This window comes from Bacteroides sp. f07, assembly GCF_042854785.1.
Taxonomy (GTDB): Bacteria; Bacteroidota; Bacteroidia; order Bacteroidales; family Bacteroidaceae; genus Bacteroides.
Genome location: NZ_BAABXI010000003.1, coordinates 746,109 through 768,127 on the forward strand (window position 1 = coordinate 746,109; position 22,019 = coordinate 768,127).

15 protein-coding genes are annotated in these 22,019 nt (G+C 44.2%); 12 read left to right on the top strand and 3 right to left on the bottom strand.

The features are described from left to right. Positions 1-476 precede the first annotated feature (476 nt). The 3 genes from ACGHVY_RS22730 to ACGHVY_RS22740 form a co-directional block, all read right to left on the bottom strand. The gene (locus tag ACGHVY_RS22730) at positions 477-4,493 is read right to left on the bottom strand and encodes a two-component regulator propeller domain-containing protein (RefSeq protein ID WP_390601777.1); all 4,017 of its coding nucleotides are present in this window, start codon (positions 4,491-4,493) and stop codon (positions 477-479) included. Positions 4,494-4,591: 98 nt separating this feature from the next. Further along, a complete protein-coding gene (locus ACGHVY_RS22735) occupies positions 4,592-6,652 on the bottom strand; it encodes an acetate--CoA ligase family protein (protein ID WP_390601779.1) in 2,061 nt (686 codons plus the stop codon). 254 nt (positions 6,653-6,906) lie between these two features. Beyond that, positions 6,907-7,476 carry a hypothetical protein gene (locus ACGHVY_RS22740; RefSeq protein ID WP_390601781.1) on the bottom strand — a complete coding sequence of 190 codons (570 nt, stop codon included), beginning with the start codon at positions 7,474-7,476 and terminating at the stop codon, positions 6,907-6,909. Between the two features lie 383 nt (positions 7,477-7,859). Here ACGHVY_RS22740 and metG point away from each other — a divergent pair, with 383 nt between their 5' ends. The 12 genes from metG (at position 7,860) to ACGHVY_RS22800 (ending at position 21,808) form a co-directional block, all read left to right on the top strand. Beyond that, positions 7,860-9,899: a methionine--tRNA ligase gene (gene metG / locus ACGHVY_RS22745; protein WP_390601783.1), complete on the top strand. Its 2,040-nt coding sequence runs from the start codon at positions 7,860-7,862 to the stop codon at positions 9,897-9,899. 128 nt (positions 9,900-10,027) lie between these two features. Then, positions 10,028-11,485 (top strand): lipopolysaccharide biosynthesis protein, encoded by a 1,458-nt coding sequence (locus tag ACGHVY_RS22750; protein WP_390601785.1) that lies wholly within the window; start codon positions 10,028-10,030, stop codon positions 11,483-11,485. Further along, positions 11,472-12,515 carry a hypothetical protein gene (locus tag ACGHVY_RS22755; protein WP_390601787.1) on the top strand — a complete coding sequence of 348 codons (1,044 nt, stop codon included), beginning with the start codon at positions 11,472-11,474 and terminating at the stop codon, positions 12,513-12,515. The genes ACGHVY_RS22750 and ACGHVY_RS22755 overlap by 14 nt, the downstream gene beginning before the upstream one ends. 84 nt (positions 12,516-12,599) lie before the next feature. Next, positions 12,600-13,967: a bifunctional cytidylyltransferase/SDR family oxidoreductase gene (locus ACGHVY_RS22760; protein ID WP_308745922.1), complete on the top strand. Its 1,368-nt coding sequence runs from the start codon at positions 12,600-12,602 to the stop codon at positions 13,965-13,967. Next, positions 13,964-14,779 (top strand): phosphorylcholine transferase LicD, encoded by an 816-nt coding sequence (locus ACGHVY_RS22765; RefSeq protein ID WP_390601789.1) that lies wholly within the window; start codon positions 13,964-13,966, stop codon positions 14,777-14,779. The genes ACGHVY_RS22760 and ACGHVY_RS22765 overlap by 4 nt, the downstream gene beginning before the upstream one ends. After that, on the top strand, positions 14,776-15,792 hold the full coding sequence (locus tag ACGHVY_RS22770) for a hemolysin activation protein (RefSeq protein ID WP_390601791.1): 1,017 nt from the start codon (positions 14,776-14,778) through the stop codon (positions 15,790-15,792). Before ACGHVY_RS22765 ends, ACGHVY_RS22770 begins: the two co-directional genes overlap by 4 nt. Then, on the top strand, positions 15,765-16,883 hold the full coding sequence (locus ACGHVY_RS22775; RefSeq protein ID WP_308745919.1) for a glycosyltransferase family 4 protein: 1,119 nt from the start codon (positions 15,765-15,767) through the stop codon (positions 16,881-16,883). The genes ACGHVY_RS22770 and ACGHVY_RS22775 overlap by 28 nt, the downstream gene beginning before the upstream one ends. Before the next feature lie 12 nt (positions 16,884-16,895). Further along, positions 16,896-18,161 (top strand): glycosyltransferase family 4 protein, encoded by a 1,266-nt coding sequence (locus tag ACGHVY_RS22780; protein WP_308745918.1) that lies wholly within the window; start codon positions 16,896-16,898, stop codon positions 18,159-18,161. Next, positions 18,154-18,903, top strand: coding sequence for a glycosyltransferase family 2 protein (locus ACGHVY_RS22785; protein WP_390601793.1), 750 nt, complete (start codon positions 18,154-18,156; stop codon positions 18,901-18,903). Before ACGHVY_RS22780 ends, ACGHVY_RS22785 begins: the two co-directional genes overlap by 8 nt. Before the next feature lie 2 nt (positions 18,904-18,905). Continuing rightward, positions 18,906-19,415: an RNA polymerase sigma-70 factor gene (locus ACGHVY_RS22790; protein ID WP_390601795.1), complete on the top strand. Its 510-nt coding sequence runs from the start codon at positions 18,906-18,908 to the stop codon at positions 19,413-19,415. A 76-nt stretch (positions 19,416-19,491) separates the two neighbouring features. Further along, positions 19,492-20,658, top strand: a complete 1,167-nt coding sequence (locus ACGHVY_RS22795) for a FecR family protein (protein WP_390601797.1) — start codon at positions 19,492-19,494, stop codon at positions 20,656-20,658. Positions 20,659-20,671: 13 nt separating this feature from the next. Next, positions 20,672-21,808 (top strand): redoxin domain-containing protein, encoded by a 1,137-nt coding sequence (locus tag ACGHVY_RS22800; RefSeq protein ID WP_390601799.1) that lies wholly within the window; start codon positions 20,672-20,674, stop codon positions 21,806-21,808. Positions 21,809-22,019 lie beyond the last annotated feature (211 nt).

Consider the following 22,019-nt stretch of genomic DNA (forward strand, 5'->3'; position numbering starts at 1 on the left):
TATAAACATCCCGGCATCAGTCAATAAAAAGACCGCGACAGAACATTTTCCATATTCATTCTTCTATCAAAAGAAATTATGATTTTACTTCATGCAGGTTTCCACTGTTTCAACAGTAACTAAGAAAAGGATAAAAAGCTTTTTTCATTGGTGCAATTGTTTTATCATATTATTTTCGATTGATTAACATTGGCAAAATTAACGGATGAGAAGATTTCCTGATAAAATAAATATCCCAATAAATCGCAATACAGTCTCAAACAAAAGAAAGAATAGCAAATTCGTTTCAAATGAGACAAAAATGAAACAAATATTGTATAGATTATCTTATAGCTTATTTTCCTAGAAAGATATAAAGCCCTTAAACATATTAATCTCTCTATTTATCAAGCATATAACATGCTATTTGCAGGATATGTACCCAACAAATATCTTATAAAAAACGCCAAAATTTTCGTGAAAACCAGGTGGCAGGCCTAACCGGCAAACTCCTTAGGAAGTACACCGAATTGTTTCTGAAAACATTTAGAGAAATAGGAAGGTGAATTAAAGCCTACCATATAACAGATCTCATTTACACGCCCATTTCCCTCTTTCAACAATTGAGCAGCCCGTTTCAACCTTTCCAACCGCAAGTATTCATTCGGACTTAAATCAAGCACACCTTTAATCTTCCTATAGAAATTAGAACGACTCATATTTAAAGAATCGACTATATCATCCATACTAAAATCCGGATTATGCAAATTATTCTGAATAATTTCATTCAGTTTTTTCATAAACTCTTCATCAGCTTTTGTCAAAGCCATCGTATTAGCTGCAACAAAAGGAGATTGTGCGAAAGCTTGCCGCAACTTTTCGCGACTATTAATCAGATTAGCAATACAAGCCTGCAAATACTCAACAGAGAAAGGTTTCTCAATATATGCATCTGCCCCTAATTCCAACCCTTCTATCTTCGATTGAATATTCGTTTTAGCAGTTAATAAAATCACAGGAATATGACTATAATCTAATTTGGATTTTATCATCTTACATAATTCAAATCCATCCATACGAGGCATAACAACATCACTGACCACCAACATGACCTCCTGATTATCCAATACTTTCAACGCTTCCACCCCATCATTGGCAGTCAAAACTGCATAATTACCTTCCAATTGACGAACGATAAAAGACAACATATCCGGATTATCATCCACTACCAGTACTATCGGCCTGCCCCCTCTACTCTCTATTATTTCCATTCGGCGCTCTACGGCATTACCCACCTCCACAGACTTATGTTCTGAAGTCAGCTTTATTACACTATCCTGTTCTACAGGAAGTGACAGACAGAAAACATTTGCCTCTTCACCTTCCAACATCATCAAACTTCCCTGATGCAATTCAGCTAATGAACGCGAGAGAGCTAATCCAATTCCCGTTCCAGTAGTAACCTTACCATCTTCTTTTTCATTGAAACGAACAAAAGGTTTAAAGATTTCCTCTTTCATTTCATTCGGAATGATAACACCATCATTCACCGTACGAATATAAAAAATTCTCTTTTCTCCCATTCCATTCACTTCCAAAAACACATGTACATATGTTTCGGCATATTTTACAGCATTATTCAACAAATTACTAACAATCTTAGTAAATGCTTCCTTATTCACATGCGCATAGAAATCCTGTTCGTCTACATTCAATACAAAATCCAGTTCTCTCTGTCTCGCCAAAGAAGTAAAACGGTTATAAGTCTCTTTCAGCACCTCGGTAATATTACATTCAGCAAAATTCAGCCGGAACCCCTGACTCTCTGTCTTACGGAAATCCAACAACTGGTTTGTCAAACTCAACAGTCGTTCTGTATTCTGTTTCATTATATTCAAATCCTCACGTATCTCAGAATCTACACTCTTTTTCAGAAGAATATTCTCTAAAGGGCCATTAATCAATGTCAAAGGAGTACGTATCTCATGCGCTACATTCGTAAAGAAGTCTATTTTTGCATAATATATTTCACGTTCTTTCTCTTGCTCAAATTTCTCCATTTGCCGACGTTGTTTTCTATTACTACGGCGTTTTAAATAAAGAACCAAATAAACAGAACATCCAATAATTAAAAGTATATAAACACAATAAGCCCAAATTGAAAGATAGAAAGGAGGTAAGATCCGGATACTCAACGAGATCTCATTACTATTCCAAACTCCATTACCATTTGCCGCTTTCACCCGGAATATATAATTGCCGTAATGCAAATTAGCATAAGTTATCAACGGACTCTCACCTACAGATAGCCATTCATCATCAAATCCTTCTAATTTATACATCAGTTTATTCATTCCGGGGGCTTGATAACCAAGAGCCGAGATACGGAAAGAAAATGAGTTCTGATCGGCTCGGAGTACTATCTTATCAGAAAAAGTGATATTCTTTTCCAAAGGCGAATTAGGTTCATCTGCATACACTTCTTTATTAAACAGTAAGAAATCTGTAATCACTACTGTAGGAAGATTCTTATTCTCTGAAAAGTTTTTAGGATTAAAAGCTATAAAACCGTCAATTCCACCAAAATAAATCATTCCATTTTCATCTTCAAAACTAGACCGATAGTTAAACTGGTCACCTAACAGCCCATTTGCGGTAGTATACACTTTCATAGTTTCAGTTTTTGGCTGAAAATAGACAAGCCCATTGTTAGTCGTTAACCATAGCTCTCCTTCTTTGTCCTCTACAATCTGATAAACAACATCACTAGGCAGTCCGTCGGTTGAGTTATAATTAGTAAACGTCTCTGACTCCGGATGAAATAAGCAAAAACCTCCTCCCTGAGTTGTTAACCAAATCCGATGATAAGAATCTTCAAAAATGCTCGAAACCTTATTATATGGAAGACTTGTAGTATCTTTTTCATCATGTACATAGTTTTTCCATTTCCGATCGTTTACATTATAACAATAGGCACCATTAGCATAAGTTGCCAACCAGATATTACCGCCAGAATCTTCTTTTATATCATATACAAATTTTCCATTCAACTCCGGTATACGGTCAAAATCGTCCGATTGTCTATTATATCTTACCAGCCCGAACATAGTTCCTAAGTAGATATCGCCTGTAGCAGTTCTACAAATTGCAAAAATACTATTATCAATCAAAGAACGGGGAGAACTGTTCTTCTGATAGGTCTTTAAGACAGTCCCCGTACGAGTATCTATAATCTTCAATCCTTTAGAGAATGTACCGACCCAAAGCTTATCATCCACTAAGCATAGTCCATGTATATTGGTAAACCCCGCACTAGGAGCAAAAAAAGAGAACTCTTTTGTATTCAAATTAAAACGGTTCAACCCACCATCTTCCGTACCAATCCATAACACGCCATAGTTATCCCGGCAAAACTCACGTACCCGTTTACCATGAAGACTATTTTCCTCTCCTTTTGGATAATACTTCTCAAAATGAGTATACGAACGCGGATAATAGTTTACTCCGCCAAAATATGAACCGATCCATATGCCATCTTCACGGTCCTTACAAAATGAATAAATTGCATTATCAGACAAGGAGTAAGGATCATACTCAGAACTACGCAAATGCGTATACTTTCCCGTACGGAGATTATAAATATAAACTCCGGTTTCTGTACCTATCCATAATTCATTATCCGTAGCAAAAAGCAATGTCCGACAATAAATGGATTCATTATCTTCATCTTTCACCAACAAATCCTGTAATTTGCCCGAGGTCAGATTCAATTCTTTCACTCCTCCTTTTAAAGAACCAATATATAAACAATTGTATGCTCCCGGGAGTATTTCGCTCACAACGTCATTATTATAGGTTTCCTCATTATCAATAGGTGATATATAAGGATGAAGAGTTTTCAAATTATCTTTCGAATAAAACAATCCGTCACCATAGAAACCAATCCAAATAGTACCACTATTATCAACCGTCAGGCATTTCACATTGGTAGAAATCAATGGATGATCCGTCAAGACATAGTTTCGCAAAATTTGTTTTTTCAAATCATAACAGAACAAGTCTTGGGCCTCTGCTGCTATCCATACACGTCCCTGACTGTCTCCTGAAATCATAGCAACAGACCGTTCCACCCTCGTATTTTTGTCACTCAGTTCCACAAAATGGCAAAAAGTATCTTTTTCCGGATAATATATGTATGCTCCGACATCAGTCCCTATCCAAATATTGCCTTCGATATCTTCATAGAGAGAAGTTACAAAATTATTACCCAAACTTCTCGGATTGGTTCTATCGTATTTAAAATGCCGGAAAGATACGCCATCATATCGATCCAATCCATCTTTTGTACCAAACCACATAAAGCCTTTCGAATCTTGCAAAATAGCACTTACTGTATTTTGTGACAATCCATTTTGGCTACTGAGATTCTTAAAATAATAATGTTCATTTACCGTTTGTGCACGGCCAACAAGTCCAACAATAAAAAAGACAAATACTATTATAACTTTTTCCATATATTCGATTGATAAAACTCCTTTATTCAAATAATCAAATGTAGGCAAAATAACAATCGAAAGATGATAAATACGTCTCAATGAATGAAAAAATCGTCCTATTTCTCTATTCTGATACGTGCATCGACTGCAATAACAGCCTTCTCAGTCGCCAAAAGCGGGTTTATATCCATTTCTTTGATTTCTGTCGCAAACCGGAGCAAGGTAGACAGACGGACTATAATTTCCGCAAATTTATCCTCATTCACTCCTTTCTGTCCACGTGTTCCCTGGATTATCTTATAAGCACGTAATGAATGAATCATTGAATAAGCCTCTTCGTAAGAAAGCGGAGCCAAACCGGAAGATACATCTTTCAATACTTCCACAAAGATACCTCCCAGACCACAAAGCACTACATGCCCGAACTTCTCTTCATACTTCGCACCGATAAAGAGTTCTGTACCTCGCAGCATCGGTTGCACCATGATTGCCTTCGCGTCAGCAATCTGCATCATACGTTCAAACTCCAAAGCCAGATGTTGCTCACTTTTGATGTTCAATACCACTCCGCCAACATCCGATTTATGTACAGGACCAACGACTTTTGCCACTACCGGAAATTCACATCGGCGGGCGAAAGCGACTACTTCCTCTTTGTTATCCGAAACAAACTCGTCTACCAACGAAATACCCGCTGCATGAAGCAATGCGTGCACATAATGAGGTTCGATATATCCGTCTTCCGGAATCGAATCGATAATACGACGAATCCTCGGAACATCCACTCCAAACAATTCTATTTCCGGGACTGCCGGTTTAGGAGCATTGACAATACGCGAAAGGGCCGTCCCGAGTGTCACTTCATCTGCAAAGTTCACGTGTCCTTTCGCCAAAAATGCCGCAACCTCCGCTCCGGCGGTATTGATGGAAGGCAGGATCGGGAAAATCGGTTTGCTGCAAACCTGCATCTTCTCATGAAGCACGTCATACATCTCAAACATGGTGACCAATCCCGGTGTTCCGAAGATAGCCATCATGGCATCTATATTTTCAAATTTCTCTTCGCAGTAATCAATGCAGAGGCGCAGGTGTTCGGGAGTTCCCGTAGCAAGAATATCAATCGGGTTTCCAACAGCAGCACCGGGGAAAAGTTGTACTTTCAGTTCTTCCGTCAGTTCGCCTTCGAGCCTCGGCACATTCAACCCGCCTTTGCTCAGTGCGTCTGTCAACATCACCCCCGGTCCGCCGGCATGAGTGATAATGGCGAAGTTCTTTCCCTTCAATTCCGGCAGAGTAAATACACAGCCAACGGTGGTCAGTTCTTCACGGGAGAAACAACGCACAATCCCCGCTTTACGGAACAAAGCCTCAACAGCAGAATCGGAACTGGCAATAGCTCCCGTATGTGAAGAAGCCGCACGACTTCCGCTCTCCGAACTTCCTGCCTTTATCGCTGCAATCTTGCATCCTTTTCTTATCAAGGAAGAAGCATGAAACAATAACCTGTCCGGATTCTGAATACTTTCTATATAGAGTAGTTTGATATGGGAGTCTTTCTCAGGGTCAAAGTTCTCATCCATAAACTGCAACACATCTTCCACACCAATCTGTTTGGCATTTCCCACCGACCAGACGGAATTGAACTGTAATCCTTTGGTCACGGCACTCTCAAGGATAAATACCGCCGTTGCACCGGAGCTGGAGATTAAATCCACTCCTTTCATATTCAGATTAGGAATAGGCTGGCTGAACACGCTATGGTGCCAGGTGTTCATCAAACCGATGCAATTAGGACCAATCAGTGAAGCACCGTACTTATTGACTGTTTCCAATATTCGTTCTTCCAGCAACGCCCCCTCATGAGTTTCCTCGCCAAATCCGGCAGATAATATGATAAACGCACGAGTTTGCTTTGTACTAGCCAATGTTTCCACAATATCGGGACACATCACGGCAGGCACAGCCAATACCGCCAAGTCCGTATCAGGCAGATCTTTCACGTCCGCAAAGGCTGGCACTCCCTGAACTTCCTTCTCTTTCGGGTTCACCGCCCGAAGTTCTCCCTGATAACCTCCGTTTATCAAATTCTTCAATATTGCGCCACCCGGCTTATGTACATTATTCGATGCCCCTACTACAACAATGCTTTCAGGACGAAGCAACTGGGTTGTTATCATATCATACTCTTGTTTTCGTTTAACTTAGGTACAAATATATTCTTTCTTATGAGAAAAAAGAAAGAAAAAGAGGAGAAATATAGAAGGAAATAGAGGACAAAAGAGGAAATAGCTAAGAAATCATGTGGATTATGCTGACTTATTGAAACGAAACTACTCTAACATATCAGCCGATAACTGAATGTTAGAGTAGCCGTTAATATTCAATAACTGTCAATTTATATCAGGGTATGACAACTTGGATTTGAAAATCCTTATTCCGGTAATCCCCATTCTGGCACTGTCTTAAAAGTTCCATTATAAGAAAAAGACATTTCTTTATCTTCCGGTCCATCGTCACCAATGTACACCTTCTCTATATTTACTTTGTACCCCCCATTTTCTTTAGTTATTATAAGAGCACTATTGGAAGAGTTCTTATGCTCATTCTGTTCATATTGATGTTCCATATTACCAAGAACCGTATACACATGATATTTATTAGCAGGGAAAGTTCCAGTTGGAATTTCGTTAACAGAACCTTCTGCATTGAAATCTATAAGAATTATAGAATAATTAGAAGGCATTTGTGATTCATTTTTGATATTGTACATATCAAAAGTCATAAGTTCCAAACTATACTTATTCTCGCTATTCCCAGGTGTGCAGTACCAATAAGCGTGATTCAGAGTTGTTTTATTGCCATCAATTGTCAATGTTGCACTTCCTGTACCGGTTTCATCATCATCATCATCAGAACATGCAGTAAAATTCATTCCCATTAATAACAAACAGATTCCCACTAACCATAAATTACAGACTTTGAATAAATCATCTTTTTTCATCTTCAATTTAGCTTTTAATAAGTAATTTGTAATATAATTTATTTATCTCAAATGCTGCAAATGTAATTAATAACGCCAATCTGAGAAAATAAGATTATTCTACTTTAGGTTTAAACAGTTTCAAGCTGCAACTATTTGATGTAAAATAATGCTTAAGTGGAATAAAAAAAATCACTGTATGATGTTTAGTTTTGATATTGATTTACAAAAGAAGAAATCCCCCAATAAATCCCCAATATCAAATCTAAATAATGAGATATTTTAGAAGGTATGTCTGTATTCTAACCCCTCGCACAATATATTGAAACAAACTTTTGCTATCAGACAGAAAGTCATTATCTTTGCACATTGCAAAGCTGAAAACAATAAAATCACACTATACAATGGAAAAGAAATTCAAAAGAACCACCGTCACATCGGCACTGCCGTATGCGAACGGACCTGTCCACATCGGTCATCTGGCCGGTGTATACGTACCGGCAGATATCTATGTGCGTTATCTGCGTCTGAAGAAAGAAGATGTATTATTCATCGGCGGTTCCGACGAACACGGAGTGCCCATTACTATCCGTGCGAAAAAAGAGGGAATCACTCCGCAGGATGTAGTAGACCGCTACCATACGCTGATAAAGGAATCATTCAAGGAGTTCGGCATCTCATTCGACGTATATAGCCGCACCACTTCACCGACACATCACCAACTGGCTTCGGATTTCTTCAAGACATTATATGACAAGGGAGAATTTATCGAAAAGACTTCCGAGCAATATTACGACGAAGAAGCAAAAACATTCCTTGCCGACCGTTATATCACCGGCGAATGTCCGCACTGCCACTCTGAAGGTGCCTATGGCGACCAATGCGAGAAATGCGGAACTTCACTCTCGCCGACAGACCTTATCAACCCGAAAAGCGCCATCAGCGGCAGCAAACCGGTGATGAAAGAAACCAAACACTGGTATCTCCCTCTCGACAAACACGAAGGCTGGCTGCGCAAATGGATTCTCGAAGACCACAAGGAATGGCGCCCGAACGTGTACGGCCAATGTAAGAGCTGGCTCGACATGGGACTGCAACCGCGTGCCGTAAGCCGTGACCTCGACTGGGGTATCCCCGTTCCCGTAGAAGGAGCGGAAGGAAAGGTGCTTTACGTATGGTTCGACGCCCCCATCGGATACATCTCCAACACCAAAGAACTTCTTCCCGATAGCTGGGAAACATGGTGGAAAGATCCCGAAACCCGCTTGATACACTTTATCGGAAAAGACAATATCGTATTCCATTGCATCGTGTTCCCCGCTATGCTGAAAGCGGAAGGCAGCTATATCCTGCCGGACAATGTACCGAGCAACGAATTCCTGAACCTGGAAGGAGACAAAATCTCCACCTCACGCAACTGGGCAGTATGGCTGCACGAATACCTGGTCGATTTCCCGGGCAAGCAAGACGTACTCCGCTACGTACTGACCGCCAACGCACCGGAAACAAAAGACAACGACTTCACCTGGAAAGACTTCCAGGCTCGCAACAATAACGAACTGGTGGCCGTATACGGCAACTTCGTGAACCGCGCAATGGTATTGACCCAGAAATACTTCGACGGAAAAGTTCCCGCACAGGGTGAGTTGACTGACTATGACAAGGAAACGCTGAAAGAATTTGCCGACGTAAAAGCGGAAGTGGAAAAGCTGCTTGACGTATTCAAATTCCGTGACGCACAGAAAGAAGCGATGAACCTGGCACGCATCGGTAATAAATACCTTGCCGACACCGAACCGTGGAAGCTGGCAAAAACAGACATGGAACGTGTAGGGACTATCCTGAACATCTCCTTGCAACTGGTTGCCAATCTTGCCATTGCCTTCGACCCGTTCCTGCCGTTCAGCTCGGAGAGACTCCGCAAGATGCTGAACATGGATACCTTCGATTGGTCCGAACTGGGAAGAGACAACCTGCTTCCGGTAGGCCACCAGTTGAACAAGCCGGAACTGCTGTTCGAGAAAATCGAAGACGCTACCATCGAAGCGCAGGTACAAAAGCTGCTCGATACGAAGAAAGCGAACGAAGAAGCCAATTACAAAGCCAACCCGATTCGCCCGAACATCGAATTCGATGATTTCACGAAACTGGATATCCGCGTAGGTACTATCCTCGAATGTCAGAAAGTGCCGAAGGCAGACAAACTGCTGCAATTCAAGATTGACGACGGACTGGAAACACGTACCATCGTATCGGGCATTGCCAAGCATTACCAACCGGAAGAACTGGTAGGCAAACAGGTCTGCTTCATCGCCAACCTTGCTCCGCGCAAGCTGAAAGGCATCGTCAGCGAAGGCATGATTCTGAGTGCCGAGAATAACGACGGCAGCTTGGCAGTCATCATGCCGGGACGTGAAGTGAAGCCGGGCAGTGAAGTAAAATAACAGAATAATGTGTTCTGCAGAATTTGCAGAACCTTATTCTTTTTCCGATGACCGAACAAGTAACATCTTTAATAAAGTTAGTGTTTGGCAAAGAATATCATTTTAACAGTTAAAGGAAAGACTATGATATGAGTGAAAATCAGTCACTAAAAGAGAAGACAGCCAAAGGACTATTCTGGGGCGGATTCAGCAACGGTATACAACAGTTGCTGAATCTGCTTTTCGGAATATTCCTCGCACGGTTACTCACCCCGGCAGATTATGGAATGGTGGGAATGCTGGCAATCTTCTCCCTCATAGCCAGTTCGATACAGGAAAGCGGTTTCACGGCAGCTCTTGTCAATAAAAAAGAGGTGACGCACAATGACTATAATGCCGTATTCTGGTTTAACGCCGCAATCAGTTTGTCACTGTATCTGCTGTTATTTTTATGCGCACCGTTCATTGCCGATTTTTACAACACTCCTGAACTGACGCCACTGGCACGTTATTCTTTTATAGGATTTTTCATTGCCAGCCTGGGCATATCCCATAGCGCCTATCTCCTGCGCAACCTGATGGTCAAGCAGCGGGCTTTATCGTCGGTCATCGGACTTATCGTCTCAGGAATCACCGGGGTCACGCTGGCTTACTTTGGCTTTTCTTACTGGGGCATTGCCACGCAAAGCATAGTTTACGTATCTGTCAATACCGCCTGCTACTGGCATTTCACCCATTGGCGGCCGACGCTCCAGATCAATTTCGCGCCCATCAAAGAGATGTTCGGATTCAGTGGGAAGCTATTGATAACCAACGTATTCAATCACATCAACAACAACTTGTTTTCGGTGATACTGGGGAAGTTCTACACAGAACAGGAAGTGGGATACTATAACCAAGCCAATAAATGGTGCGGCATGGGACAACTCTTTATATCGGGCATGATAAACGGAGTGGCACAACCGGTGCTCACTAAAGTTTCGGACGACCCTGAACGGCAAAAGCGGATATTCCGCAAAATGCTGCGTTTCACCGCCTTTGTAGCATTCCCTGCCATGCTGGGACTGGGGATTATCTCAGAAGAACTGATTATCATTACCATCACCGACAAATGGTATTCCAGTGTATCTATCATGCAGATTCTGTGTATCAGCGGAGCCTTTGCCCCCATCGCATACCTCTATCAGCAGCTTATTATCAGCAAAGGAAAATCCCGTGTCTACATGTGGAACACCATATCCCTCGGCATTCTTTTACTCTCAAGCGTTCTTCTGGTTCATTCCCATGGGATATATGCCATGCTTGCCGTTTACGTCTCCATCAATATCCTGTGGATACTGACATGGCACTACTTCGTACAGCAGACTATCGGACTGAAACTGCGCCACGCCTTGGCAGATATACTTCCTTATGCCATCATAGCAGCCGCCGTCATGGCAATCACCTACAATCTCACCTATTCCATCGAGAACATTTATATCCGCCTGGCAAGTAAGATAATACTGGCAGCAACGCTCTATGCAGCAGCCATGTGGGCGAGCCGCTCCGTCACCTTCAAGGAGAGTATAGCCTATTTCATCAAAAAGAAAAGCCATGAACACGAATGATCTTGCTACCCAATACCGTCTGCTGAACAGTTCTTTCAAGAAGACAATGATTTATCATGTAGGCATAGATGCCGGATTCTTTACCGAATATACCTATATGATTCATGCCATGCTCTACTGCCTGCAACACAAAATTCAGTTCAAACTCTATTCCGACGACGCCAACTTCGGGTGGGAAAAAGGCTGGGAAGATTGTTTCGTCCCTTTCTGCGAACAGGTGCACGAATCGTTTCACCATACATACAACACCCATCGTCTTCCTTCGTGGAAAGCACTGATGAAAGACAAGAAACTGCCCAGGACAAAACTTCTGAAATGGAAACTAAAGGTTACTTTAAAGAACCTTATCGGAAAAATTCTTGCTTTTCTTGTATATAGCAAACCGGTATTGCTCAATTTCCAACTGAAATTCAATCCTGCCCAGCATTTCCATATCCCCGAACTGGGAATAGACGGTGACTACCTCCACGCATTCCAGAAGCTGACGGAAATCACCTGGAAGTTCAACACGGCAACCGCACAGGAATGTCGCCAATTGGCGGACAGCCTGCAACTCCCGCAAGCATACGCAGGATGCCAGATACGCGGCGGAGACAAAATAACCGAAACCAACCTGTTGCCGCCGGAACATTACATACAGCTTATCAAAGAAAAGACAACGGCACGCGATGTATTTGTGCTGACCGATGATTACCGGCTTTTTCAGCAAGTGCAGACTCTTGTTCCGGAAATACACTGGTACACCCTGTGCAGCCCCGACGAGCAAGGATATGTCAACAGTTCCTTCACACAGACCGCCAAAGAGCTGAAACAAAAGCAGATGACACGTTTCCTTTCTTCCATACAGATATTGATGAACGCTTCCGTCTTCATAGGAAGCATCACCGCCGGCCCGAGTCTGTTCCTGTTAAAGAAATTCTATCCGAGCATCAGTCCGGCAGACTGCTCGCTCAAGGATTTCCCATATGCATCCACCCTCCCCATTCCGGGACGCGGACAGGTGGCAACGGAGTATATCCGCCGGCATTAAACAAAATTTCAACAGAGTCTTACCTCTTAAAGCCAATTAATTACTACTTTTGCATCATATCATAATAGTAGCCCATACAAAAAAATGAAAAGGAACATAGCTATCATACTAGCAGGCGGAGTAGGCAGCCGATTGGGTCTGTCGACACCTAAACAATTCTTCAAGGTGGCGGGGAAAATGGTAGTGGAACATACTATCGACGCATTCGAGAGCAATCCGCATATAGACGAAATAGCCATTGTCTCCAACCCTTTCTACATCTCCGACATCGAATCCATCATCATCAAGAACGGGTGGAAGAAAGTAAAGAAAATACTGAAGGGGGGAGAAGAAAGATACCACTCCAGCCTGTCGGCAATCAATGCTTACGAGGGAGAAGACGTCAACCTGATCTTCCACGATGCCGTACGCCCTTTGGTCAGCCAACGGATTATCAACGACGTGATTGAAGCATTGAAAACTTACAAAGCCATCGACGTGGCAATGCCTGCCACGGATACCATCATCGAGACAGAAGGAGACTTCATCCGGAGCATCCCCGACCGCAGCAAGCTGAAACGCGGCCAGACCCCACAAGCGTTTGATATAGAAAGCATCCGCCGCGCATACGAGATTGCCCTGAAAGACCCGCATTTCAGAGTGACCGACGACTGCGGAGTAGTAGTGAAATATATGCCCGAAGAACCCGTCTATGTCGTCATGGGAGAAGAAAGCAACATGAAGCTGACCTACAAGGAAGACACCTACCTTTTGGACAAGTTTTTCCAGCTACGCAAAAGCGAACTGAGCAATCTTCCCCGCGAAGAATCGCAGCTCAATAATAAAGTAGCGGTTATCTTTGGCGGAAGCTATGGCATCGGAGCTGATATTGCCCGTATCTTACAGGAAAAAGGGGCACAGGTATTCTGTTTCTCCCGCAATCTGAACGGAACGGATGTAGGATGCAAAGAGCAGGTAGCCGATGCGCTCAAAAGCGTATACCGGCAGGCGCAACGGATAGACTACATTATCAACACCGCCGGCATACTGAATAAAGAGCCGTTGGTCAGCAGTGACTATCAGACTATCAGCAATGCGGTGAACACCAATTATATGGGGACAATCAACGTAGCGCTCGAAGCCTATCCTTATCTGAAAGAAAGCAAAGGGAAACTGATATTCTTCACTTCCAGCTCTTATACACGGGGCAGGGCTTTCTACAGCATCTATTCGTCCACAAAAGCTGCGATTGTAAACTTCGTGCAAGCCATCGCGCAGGAGTGGGAATCGTTCGGTATCAGCGTCAACTGCATCAACCCCGAACGAACCAAAACCCCGATGCGCGTCCACAACTTCGGCATCGAGCCGGAAGACAGCCTGCTCTCTTCCGAGACAGTGGCAATGGCTACCGTACAGTCGCTACTCACAGAATTTACCGGTCAGGTGATTGATATTAAAAGAAACGAGTTATGAGCAATCCATATTTATCCGCCTACGTAGCGCAGAACCTGCGCACCTGCCAGTTGAAGCAGCTCTCTATCCTCGAAGAGGTGGACCGCATCTGCCGGAAGCACGGCATAGACTATTGGCTGGACGGCGGCACACTCCTCGGAGCTGTACGCCACGGCGGATTTATCCCCTGGGACGATGACATTGACCTGGGAATGCGCCTGCCCGACCTGCAGAGGTTCATCAAGGTAGCTCCCGCCGAGCTGTCCGAGTCTTTATTCCTGCAAACCCCGGAAAGCGACCCGCTGAACAAAGAGCCTATCATCAAGATACGCGACCTGAACTCGCTCTATATAGAAGCCGGAGATACATTCGACGTCAGTTACGAGAAAGGGCTTTTCCTCGATATTTTTCCGTTTATCCCTTATCCGAGCGTGCCCCGGTCCTGGGTGAAAAAACTGTGCAAAGGCATATCCACCAGTTATTCCATCCTGCATGCACGGCATTATTACAGCTTGCGCTCCTTTGCCGAATTTTTCTACTTTGGCGCCAAGAACATAATATACAGGAGCATCTGGGGCATCTTATGCTTATTCTACAAGAAAGATACCTACCTGTCCAACGTGCTGATAAACAATGGTTACGGCATTATGCACCGCAATGATTCCGTATTCCCCCTTTCGGAAATCACCTTCGAAGGGAAAACATTCATGGCTCCGGCCGATCCGGATGCCTATCTGAAAGATTTATATAAAAACTATATGGACATCCCGCCCAAGGAAAAGCAGATGGTCCATGCCATTTATATTCACCCGGAACTAATAAAGAAGTCATGAAACCCGCTCTCGTAGATGTCTCAGTACTGATTCTGTTCTTCAACCGCCCGCAACAGTTGTCGCAAGTGTTCGAACAAGTAAAGAAAGCACGTCCGTCCCGGCTGTTTCTCTATCAGGACGGAGCGAGGAACGAACGCGACCTGCCGGGAATAGAGGCTTGCCGTGAAATCGTGTCGCAGATAGACTGGGAGTGCGAGGTGGAACGCCTTTATCAGGAAAAGAATTTCGGCTGTGACCCTTCGGAATACATCTCACAGAAATGGGCTTTCTCGAAAGTCGAGAAGTGTATTGTGCTTGAAGACGACGATGTGCCGTCCGTCTCCTTCTTCCGGTTCTGCAAGGAGATGCTGGACAAATACGAACACGACACCCGCATCAGCATGATTGCCGGATTCAACCCCGAAGAAATCACCAAGGATATGCCTTATGATTATTTCTTCGCCACTACTTTCTCTATCTGGGGATGGGCGAGTTGGAGACGCGTAGTCGACCAATGGGACGAGTTCTACAGTTTCCTGGACGACTCTTTCAACATGAGGCAGCTTGAGCAGCTTATCAAGGAACGTAAATTCCGAAGCGACTTCATCTATATGTGCCAGCGTCATCGTGAGCATCAAAAGGCTTATTATGAAACAATCTTCCATGCTTCCATTCTATTCGGTTCGGGACTGAGCATCGTGCCCGCCCGCAATATGATTAACAATCTGGGAGCAACGGCAGATTCCACCCACTTTGCGGGTTCGGTCCATACATTGCCTAAAGGCTACCGGCGTATCTTCACGATGAAACGTTACGAAGTGGATTTTCCACTGAAGCATCCCCGTTATGTCATTGAGAATGTAGCATACAAGGAAAGCGTCTACCGCATCATGGGGTGGGATCACCCGTGGATTAAGATAGGACGTTCGTTCGAGGAACTGTTCCTCAACCTGAGATACGGTAATTTTTCTATCATCACGAAAGCTGTAAAAAACCGAATAAACAAATGGCTGAAAAGAAACAAGCATCACTAAATAATCCGCTTACCATCTATTTTTACCATACCCGCCTCACACGCGAAAGCTACGAGGAATGGAAAGAATATAAGTTCCCCGGACATATCTTATACGGACTCCCTCTGTTGGAAAAGTACGGGATACGTTCCGTGATGCACAGATACAAATTCTTCCCAAGCCGTCTGAAGCTCATGCTTTACACTGCCGGAGAGATTCTGTTCTGTAAAGAAAAATACGATGTACTTTACGCCACTTCTTTCCGGGGGATAGAGCCAGTCATCTTTCTTCGTGCCCTGGGACTTTATCGCAAGCCTATCGTTATCTGGCATCATACGGCAGTTGTAGCCAATCCCAAACCTTGGCGCGAACAGATTTCGCGTCTCTTTTACAAAGGTATAGACAAGATGTTCCTGTTCAGCCGGAAGCTGATTCAGGATTCACTGAAAACCCGGAAAGCTCCGCCCCACAAGCTAAAGCTCATACATTGGGGACCGGATTTGCCTTTCTACGACCACCTGCTTGCAGAAATGCACGGCCGGCAGCGCGAAGGGTTTATCTCTACCGGCAAAGAGAACCGGGATGTGGACACGCTTCTACAGGCATTCTCTTCGACAAAAGAGGAACTGGATTTATACATTGCCGTCTCATGCGGAACTATCAATTACCAAAATATCATCAATCGGTATTCATTGCCCGATTCCATTCATGTCCATTATACGGACGGAGTGATTCCCTACGAACTGGGGAAACTCGTGGCACGCAAAAGCTGTATTGTGATTTGCTGTCTGGACTTTCCCTACACGGTAGGATTGACCACGCTTGTGGAAGCATTCGCCCTCGGTATTCCCGTGATTTGTTCGCGCAATCCCAACTTTGAGATAGACATCGATAAAGAAGGAATAGGAATCACCGTAGAATACAACGACGTACAAGGCTGGACAGATGCCATCCGCTATATTGCCGACCATCCCGAAGAAGCACGCCGCATGGGAGAGAAGGCCCGCAAACTGGCGGAAGAACGCTTTAACCTCGAAATCTTTTCACGCGAAATAGCAGAAAGCTTACAGGAAATATCAAACATTTCCTCTAAAAGACGTACATTTGCATAAACTTTTATGCTCATGAGAGTCCTGATTATAAATACATCCGAACGAATCGGCGGTGCAGCCATCGCGGCAAGCCGACTGATGGAATCACTGAAAAACAACGGTATCAAGGCCAAAATGCTGGTTCGCGACAAGCAGACCGACCAGATCAGCGTTGTCAGCCTGAAACGTAACTGGTTGCAAGTGTGGAAATTCATGTGGGAGCGCATCGTTATCTGGAGTGCCAACCGCTTCCGGCGTTACCATTTGTTTGACGTGGATATTGCCAATACGGGAACGGACATCACATCGCTTCCTGAATTTCGGCAGGCCGACGTTATACACCTGCACTGGATCAATCAAGGAATGCTCTCACTGAATGACATACGGAAGATACTGGCATCCGGCAAACCTGTAGTCTGGACGATGCATGATATGTGGCCATGTACGGGTATCTGCCATTATGCACGGGAATGTACGAATTATCAGCAGGAATGCCACAACTGTCCCTATATCTATAAAGGCGGTGGGCGGAAAGACCTGTCCTATCGCACGTTCCGCAAGAAACAAAAGCTATACAGTCAGGCTCCCATCCACTTCGTCACTTGCAGCCGCTGGCTGAAAGAGCAGGCGAAGACCAGTGCCTTATTTGAAGGGAAAAGCGTCACGAATATTCCGAACGCCATCAATACCAACCTGTTCAAGCCGCAGGACAAACAGAAAGCACGGGCTAAGTTCATGCTACCGGAAGACAAGCAACTGATTCTGTTCGGCTCGCTGAAGATTACCGACAAACGCAAAGGGGTGGATTATCTTATCGAAGCCTGCAAACTGCTGGCAGAGAAGCACCCCGAATGGAAAGACTCACTGGGAGTCGTCGTATTCGGCAACCAGTCGCAACAGTTACAGGAGATGCTGCCTTTCCGTGTCTATCCGCTTCCTTATATCAAGAACGAGCACGAGGTGGTAGATATCTACAATGCCGTAGACCTCTTTGCCATCCCGTCTCTGGAAGAGAATCTCCCCAATATGATTATGGAAGCAATGGCTTGCGGAGTGCCCTGTGTAGGATTCAACGTAGGCGGTATCCCCGAAATGATAGACCATCTGCACAACGGCTACGTAGCACAATATAAATCTTCGGAAGATTTTGCCAACGGCATACACTGGATATTGACAGAACCGGAATATAAGGAACTCTCCGCACAAGCCTGCCGCAAGGTACTGGGAAATTACTCGGAAAGTATCATCGCCAAAAAATATACAGATGTCTACAACAAAATAACGGGAAAATATGCATAGCATCCACCCTACTCCCAAGTTCTCGATTATCACGGTGACATACAACGCTGAGAAGGTATTGGAAGACACCATCCAAAGTGTCATCTCGCAGACGTATCATCACGTGGAATATATCATCGTGGACGGAGCTTCCAAGGATGGAACTTTAGCTATCATCGACCGCTACCGCCCGCGGATACACACCGTAGTGAGCGAACCGGACAAAGGACTGTATGATGCCATGAACAAAGGAATCGCCCTTGCCAGCGGCGATTATCTCTGTTTCCTGAATGCAGGCGACTGTTTTCACGAAGATGACACCTTACAGCAAATGGCACATAGCATCAACGGTTACGAACTGCCCGACGTTCTTTACGGAGAAACAGCCATCGTAGACAAAGACAGGCACTTCCTGCGTATGCGCAGGCTTTCCGCCCCTGAAACGCTAACCTGGAAAAGTTTCAAAGAAGGAATGTTGGTCTGCCATCAGGCGTTCTTCGCCCGCCACACCCTGGTAGAGCCGTATGACCTGAAATACCGCTTTTCCGCCGATTTCGACTGGTGTATCCGTATCATGAAAAAAGCACGCACACTCCATAATACACATTTAACGATTATCGACTATCTGGACGAAGGAATGACCACCCGAAACCGGAAGGCATCCCTCAAAGAAAGATTTCGTATCATGGCGAGACACTACGGGCTGATTGGCACCATAACGCGCCATGCATGGTTTGTCCTGCGGTTAGTAACCCGACACTGATTATGACCTATTCAAAAGAGAAGAAGTATAAAGACTTCGAGGCACTGTTCCGGATGAATTATTCCCGGCTCTATTTCTATGCGTTCAATCTGGTGAACGATCAGGAATGTGCCGAAGATATAGTTGCGGACACCTTCAGTTATTTATGGGAAAACTATGATACGGTGGTGGAAGGCGTTTCGCCGCTACCCTTATTATATTCCCTGATTCGCAATAGCTGCATCGACCATCTGCGACACTGTGATGTAAAAAGCAGGTACGCCTCCAATATCTCCCGGGAATCCGAATACTGGGAAGAAAACAATGACGATGAAGAACATCAGGAACGCATCTCCCAAGTGATGTCTGCCATCAACCAGCTCCCGCCGCAAACCCGCAAAGTTTTTGAATCCTGCTTTCTCCACGGGAAAAAATATAAAGAAACGGCAGAAGAAATGGGAATTACGATCAACACCGTGAAGACTCTAATATCCAGAGCATTATCCTTCATCAGAAATAAAACGGATAAATAAAAACAGCACACGGATACAAAAAAAATATTTCCATTGTCACCCTTTTCTTTGAGTATAACGTAATAATATATAGAATATGAAAACTGAAGAGCAACCCAGACAGGAGCAAGATTATGAATATGCCTTACAGGCATTGGACGATTGGACATTCCGCCAGTCGGAGGAATTCATTGCCTGGCTCGAAGAAGAGTCCCACCGTACCCTGTTCCGGGAAATGATGGACAGCCGGGAAGCCTTGATGAACCTGAATACGCAAATGGCGCCGGATGTAGAAAAAGCCTGGAAACGGGTAGACCCGCGTCCCAAAACTTCATCGCTCAGAAAATATTATTTATGGACGGTAAGTGCGGCAGCTATCGCCTTGCTCATTATTATAGGCTATCCGTTCTTCTCTATCACAGAAGAAAATACGTATGCAGAAGTGGCGATTGTTTTTCCCGCTTCCGAAAGAGTGCAAAGCATAGAACTACAAACTGGCGACGGACAAATTGTACCGATTAGCGGTCAAGCAGACAAACAATTATTAGCAAGAAGAGGGGCTCATCTGGAAAATGAGTCCCTGAGGTATCAAGATGCCAGCGAAGCGGAAGGGCCGATGGCTACACATATATTGAGCACACCGAGAGGCAAAAACTTCAAACTCGTACTGGAAGACGGAACCGAAGTCTGGCTGAATGCGGAAAGCAAGTTGCACTACCCCAATCGCTTCACAGGCAGAGAACGGAAAGTGGAACTGGAAGGCGAAGCCTTTTTCCATGTGGCGAAAGATGCCAGCCGTCCTTTCATCGTAAAAAGCGGAACTGCGGAGACACGTGTATTGGGAACCGAATTCAACTTCCGGGCTTACCCGCACGAAAGCAGGCACGTGACATTGGTATCGGGCAGTGTCATCGTATCCGACACTCAAAAAGAAAATGAGTTGCGGCTTACCCCCGGCGAAGATGCTCCCCTGGATGAAAACGACTTGATGTTAATCCCGCGCAAGGTAGACATCAACGAGTATGTAGCCTGGAAAGAAGATTTATTCTGTTTCAGAGAAGCGCAGCTTGTAGAAATCATGAAAGCCATCGGACGTTGGTACAATCTGGCTATCGTTTTCACGGATGAAGCGTCCATGCACTATCATTTCAACTTTTGGGCAGAACGCACAGATCAGCCGGAACAAGTTCTCAAGCTTCTCAATCAGGTAGGAAAAGTAAAGGCTACCCTCGAGGGTAACCGGATTACGATAAGTAAACTATAAAAAAAAGAGAACAATGAAAATGAAAAGATTTTATGGACTTTGTATCTTCTTACCAGCAGTTTCTATAGCTGTGGCACAAGTGCCCTATCAGATTGAAGGAACCTGGGAGAACGGAGCTGGAAAAACTGTTTTTCTGCAAAAATACATCACGGCCGATAGCCTGCAAGCCATCGACTCGGTAAAGGTTGCCTCAGATTTTTCTTTTTCACTGAAAGGAAAAGTAAAGGAAGAACAACGGATGGCTATCAGTTGCAGCCCCAAGAATAAAGCCGAAATCTTTGTCAGCATAACCCCTCTTCAGGTCACTATTCAGGAGAAAACAACCACCGACAAAAAAGGGAAAACACATAACACCACCCATATAGAAGTCAAAGGTGACCGCGAACAGGAAGTCCTGAAATCAGGGCAAACGCTTTCCACCACCGCTTCTTTCTTCCAACTGGGAAAGATGATAACACTGTCACAAGCATTGAACTCAAAAGATACGACGGCCATTGACTCGGCCAAATACAAAGTAGCCATGATAGACAGCTTGATTGCAAGGTCGGTGCAGAACTATATGGATACCACCCGCAATGACATAGCCTCAACTTATTTCTTCGAGCGTTATCTAATGACAAACCAGACACTGGACGAGGTGCTTTCTTTCTATGACAAGCTGACAGACCGGGTAAAGAAATCCGCTCCGGGACTGGTTTTGAAACAAAAGATAGAAGATATGCAACAGGTAAATATAGGCGGTATCGCACCCAATTTTGAACTGACCACTCCCGAAGGGAAGAAACTTTCCCTGCATGAGCTCCGCGGACACATCGTATTGCTGGACTTCTGGGCTTCCTGGTGCGGCCCCTGTTTAGCGGAAGTGCCCAACTTGAAAGCAATCTACGAGAAGTACCACAGCAAAGGGTTGGAGATTCTCGGCGTATCGCTAGACGAAAAAGAAGCTGCCTGGAAAGGTGCCATTGAAAGAAAAGGGCTAACTTGGAAGCATGTATCCTCACTGAAAGGATGGAAATGCCCTATAGCGCAAAAGTTCAAAGTGACGGGTATCCCCCGCATGTATATCATTGACGCGCAAGGAAAAATCATAGCGCAAGACCTGCGCGGAGAAAAACTTTCCCAGAAGATGGATGAGCTTTTCGCAAAATAGTTTTTTTATTCTGTGATACAGTAAACTGTCATATAGCTACATAAACATGGCTGTATGACAGTTTCATTCTATTAACACCTTTCATTCTGCTATACAATCCGGCTGTTTGGTTGTGCATAATTATTCAAAAAGTATAAATTAAAACCAATTGCCTGCATTTTCTCAAAAAAAGTTTCTTTTCTGTCACCCATTTCCACAGACAAAACGTAAT

Coding starts and splice junctions, on each gene's coding strand:
- ACGHVY_RS22735 (WP_390601779.1), bottom strand. CDS start 6,652: ATGATAACAACCCAGTTGCTTCGTCCTGAAAGCATTGTTGTAGTAGGG.
- ACGHVY_RS22785 (WP_390601793.1), top strand. CDS start 18,154: ATGCATAGCATCCACCCTACTCCCAAGTTCTCGATTATCACGGTGACA.
- ACGHVY_RS22770 (WP_390601791.1), top strand. CDS start 14,776: ATGAAACCCGCTCTCGTAGATGTCTCAGTACTGATTCTGTTCTTCAAC.
- ACGHVY_RS22780 (WP_308745918.1), top strand. CDS start 16,896: ATGAGAGTCCTGATTATAAATACATCCGAACGAATCGGCGGTGCAGCC.
- metG (WP_390601783.1), top strand. CDS start 7,860: ATGGAAAAGAAATTCAAAAGAACCACCGTCACATCGGCACTGCCGTAT.
- ACGHVY_RS22755 (WP_390601787.1), top strand. CDS start 11,472: ATGAACACGAATGATCTTGCTACCCAATACCGTCTGCTGAACAGTTCT.
- ACGHVY_RS22730 (WP_390601777.1), bottom strand. CDS start 4,493: ATGGAAAAAGTTATAATAGTATTTGTCTTTTTTATTGTTGGACTTGTT.
- ACGHVY_RS22765 (WP_390601789.1), top strand. CDS start 13,964: ATGAGCAATCCATATTTATCCGCCTACGTAGCGCAGAACCTGCGCACC.
- ACGHVY_RS22760 (WP_308745922.1), top strand. CDS start 12,600: ATGAAAAGGAACATAGCTATCATACTAGCAGGCGGAGTAGGCAGCCGA.
- ACGHVY_RS22740 (WP_390601781.1), bottom strand. CDS start 7,476: ATGAAAAAAGATGATTTATTCAAAGTCTGTAATTTATGGTTAGTGGGA.
- ACGHVY_RS22775 (WP_308745919.1), top strand. CDS start 15,765: ATGGCTGAAAAGAAACAAGCATCACTAAATAATCCGCTTACCATCTAT.
- ACGHVY_RS22750 (WP_390601785.1), top strand. CDS start 10,028: ATGAGTGAAAATCAGTCACTAAAAGAGAAGACAGCCAAAGGACTATTC.
- ACGHVY_RS22800 (WP_390601799.1), top strand. CDS start 20,672: ATGAAAATGAAAAGATTTTATGGACTTTGTATCTTCTTACCAGCAGTT.
- ACGHVY_RS22790 (WP_390601795.1), top strand. CDS start 18,906: ATGACCTATTCAAAAGAGAAGAAGTATAAAGACTTCGAGGCACTGTTC.
- ACGHVY_RS22795 (WP_390601797.1), top strand. CDS start 19,492: ATGAAAACTGAAGAGCAACCCAGACAGGAGCAAGATTATGAATATGCC.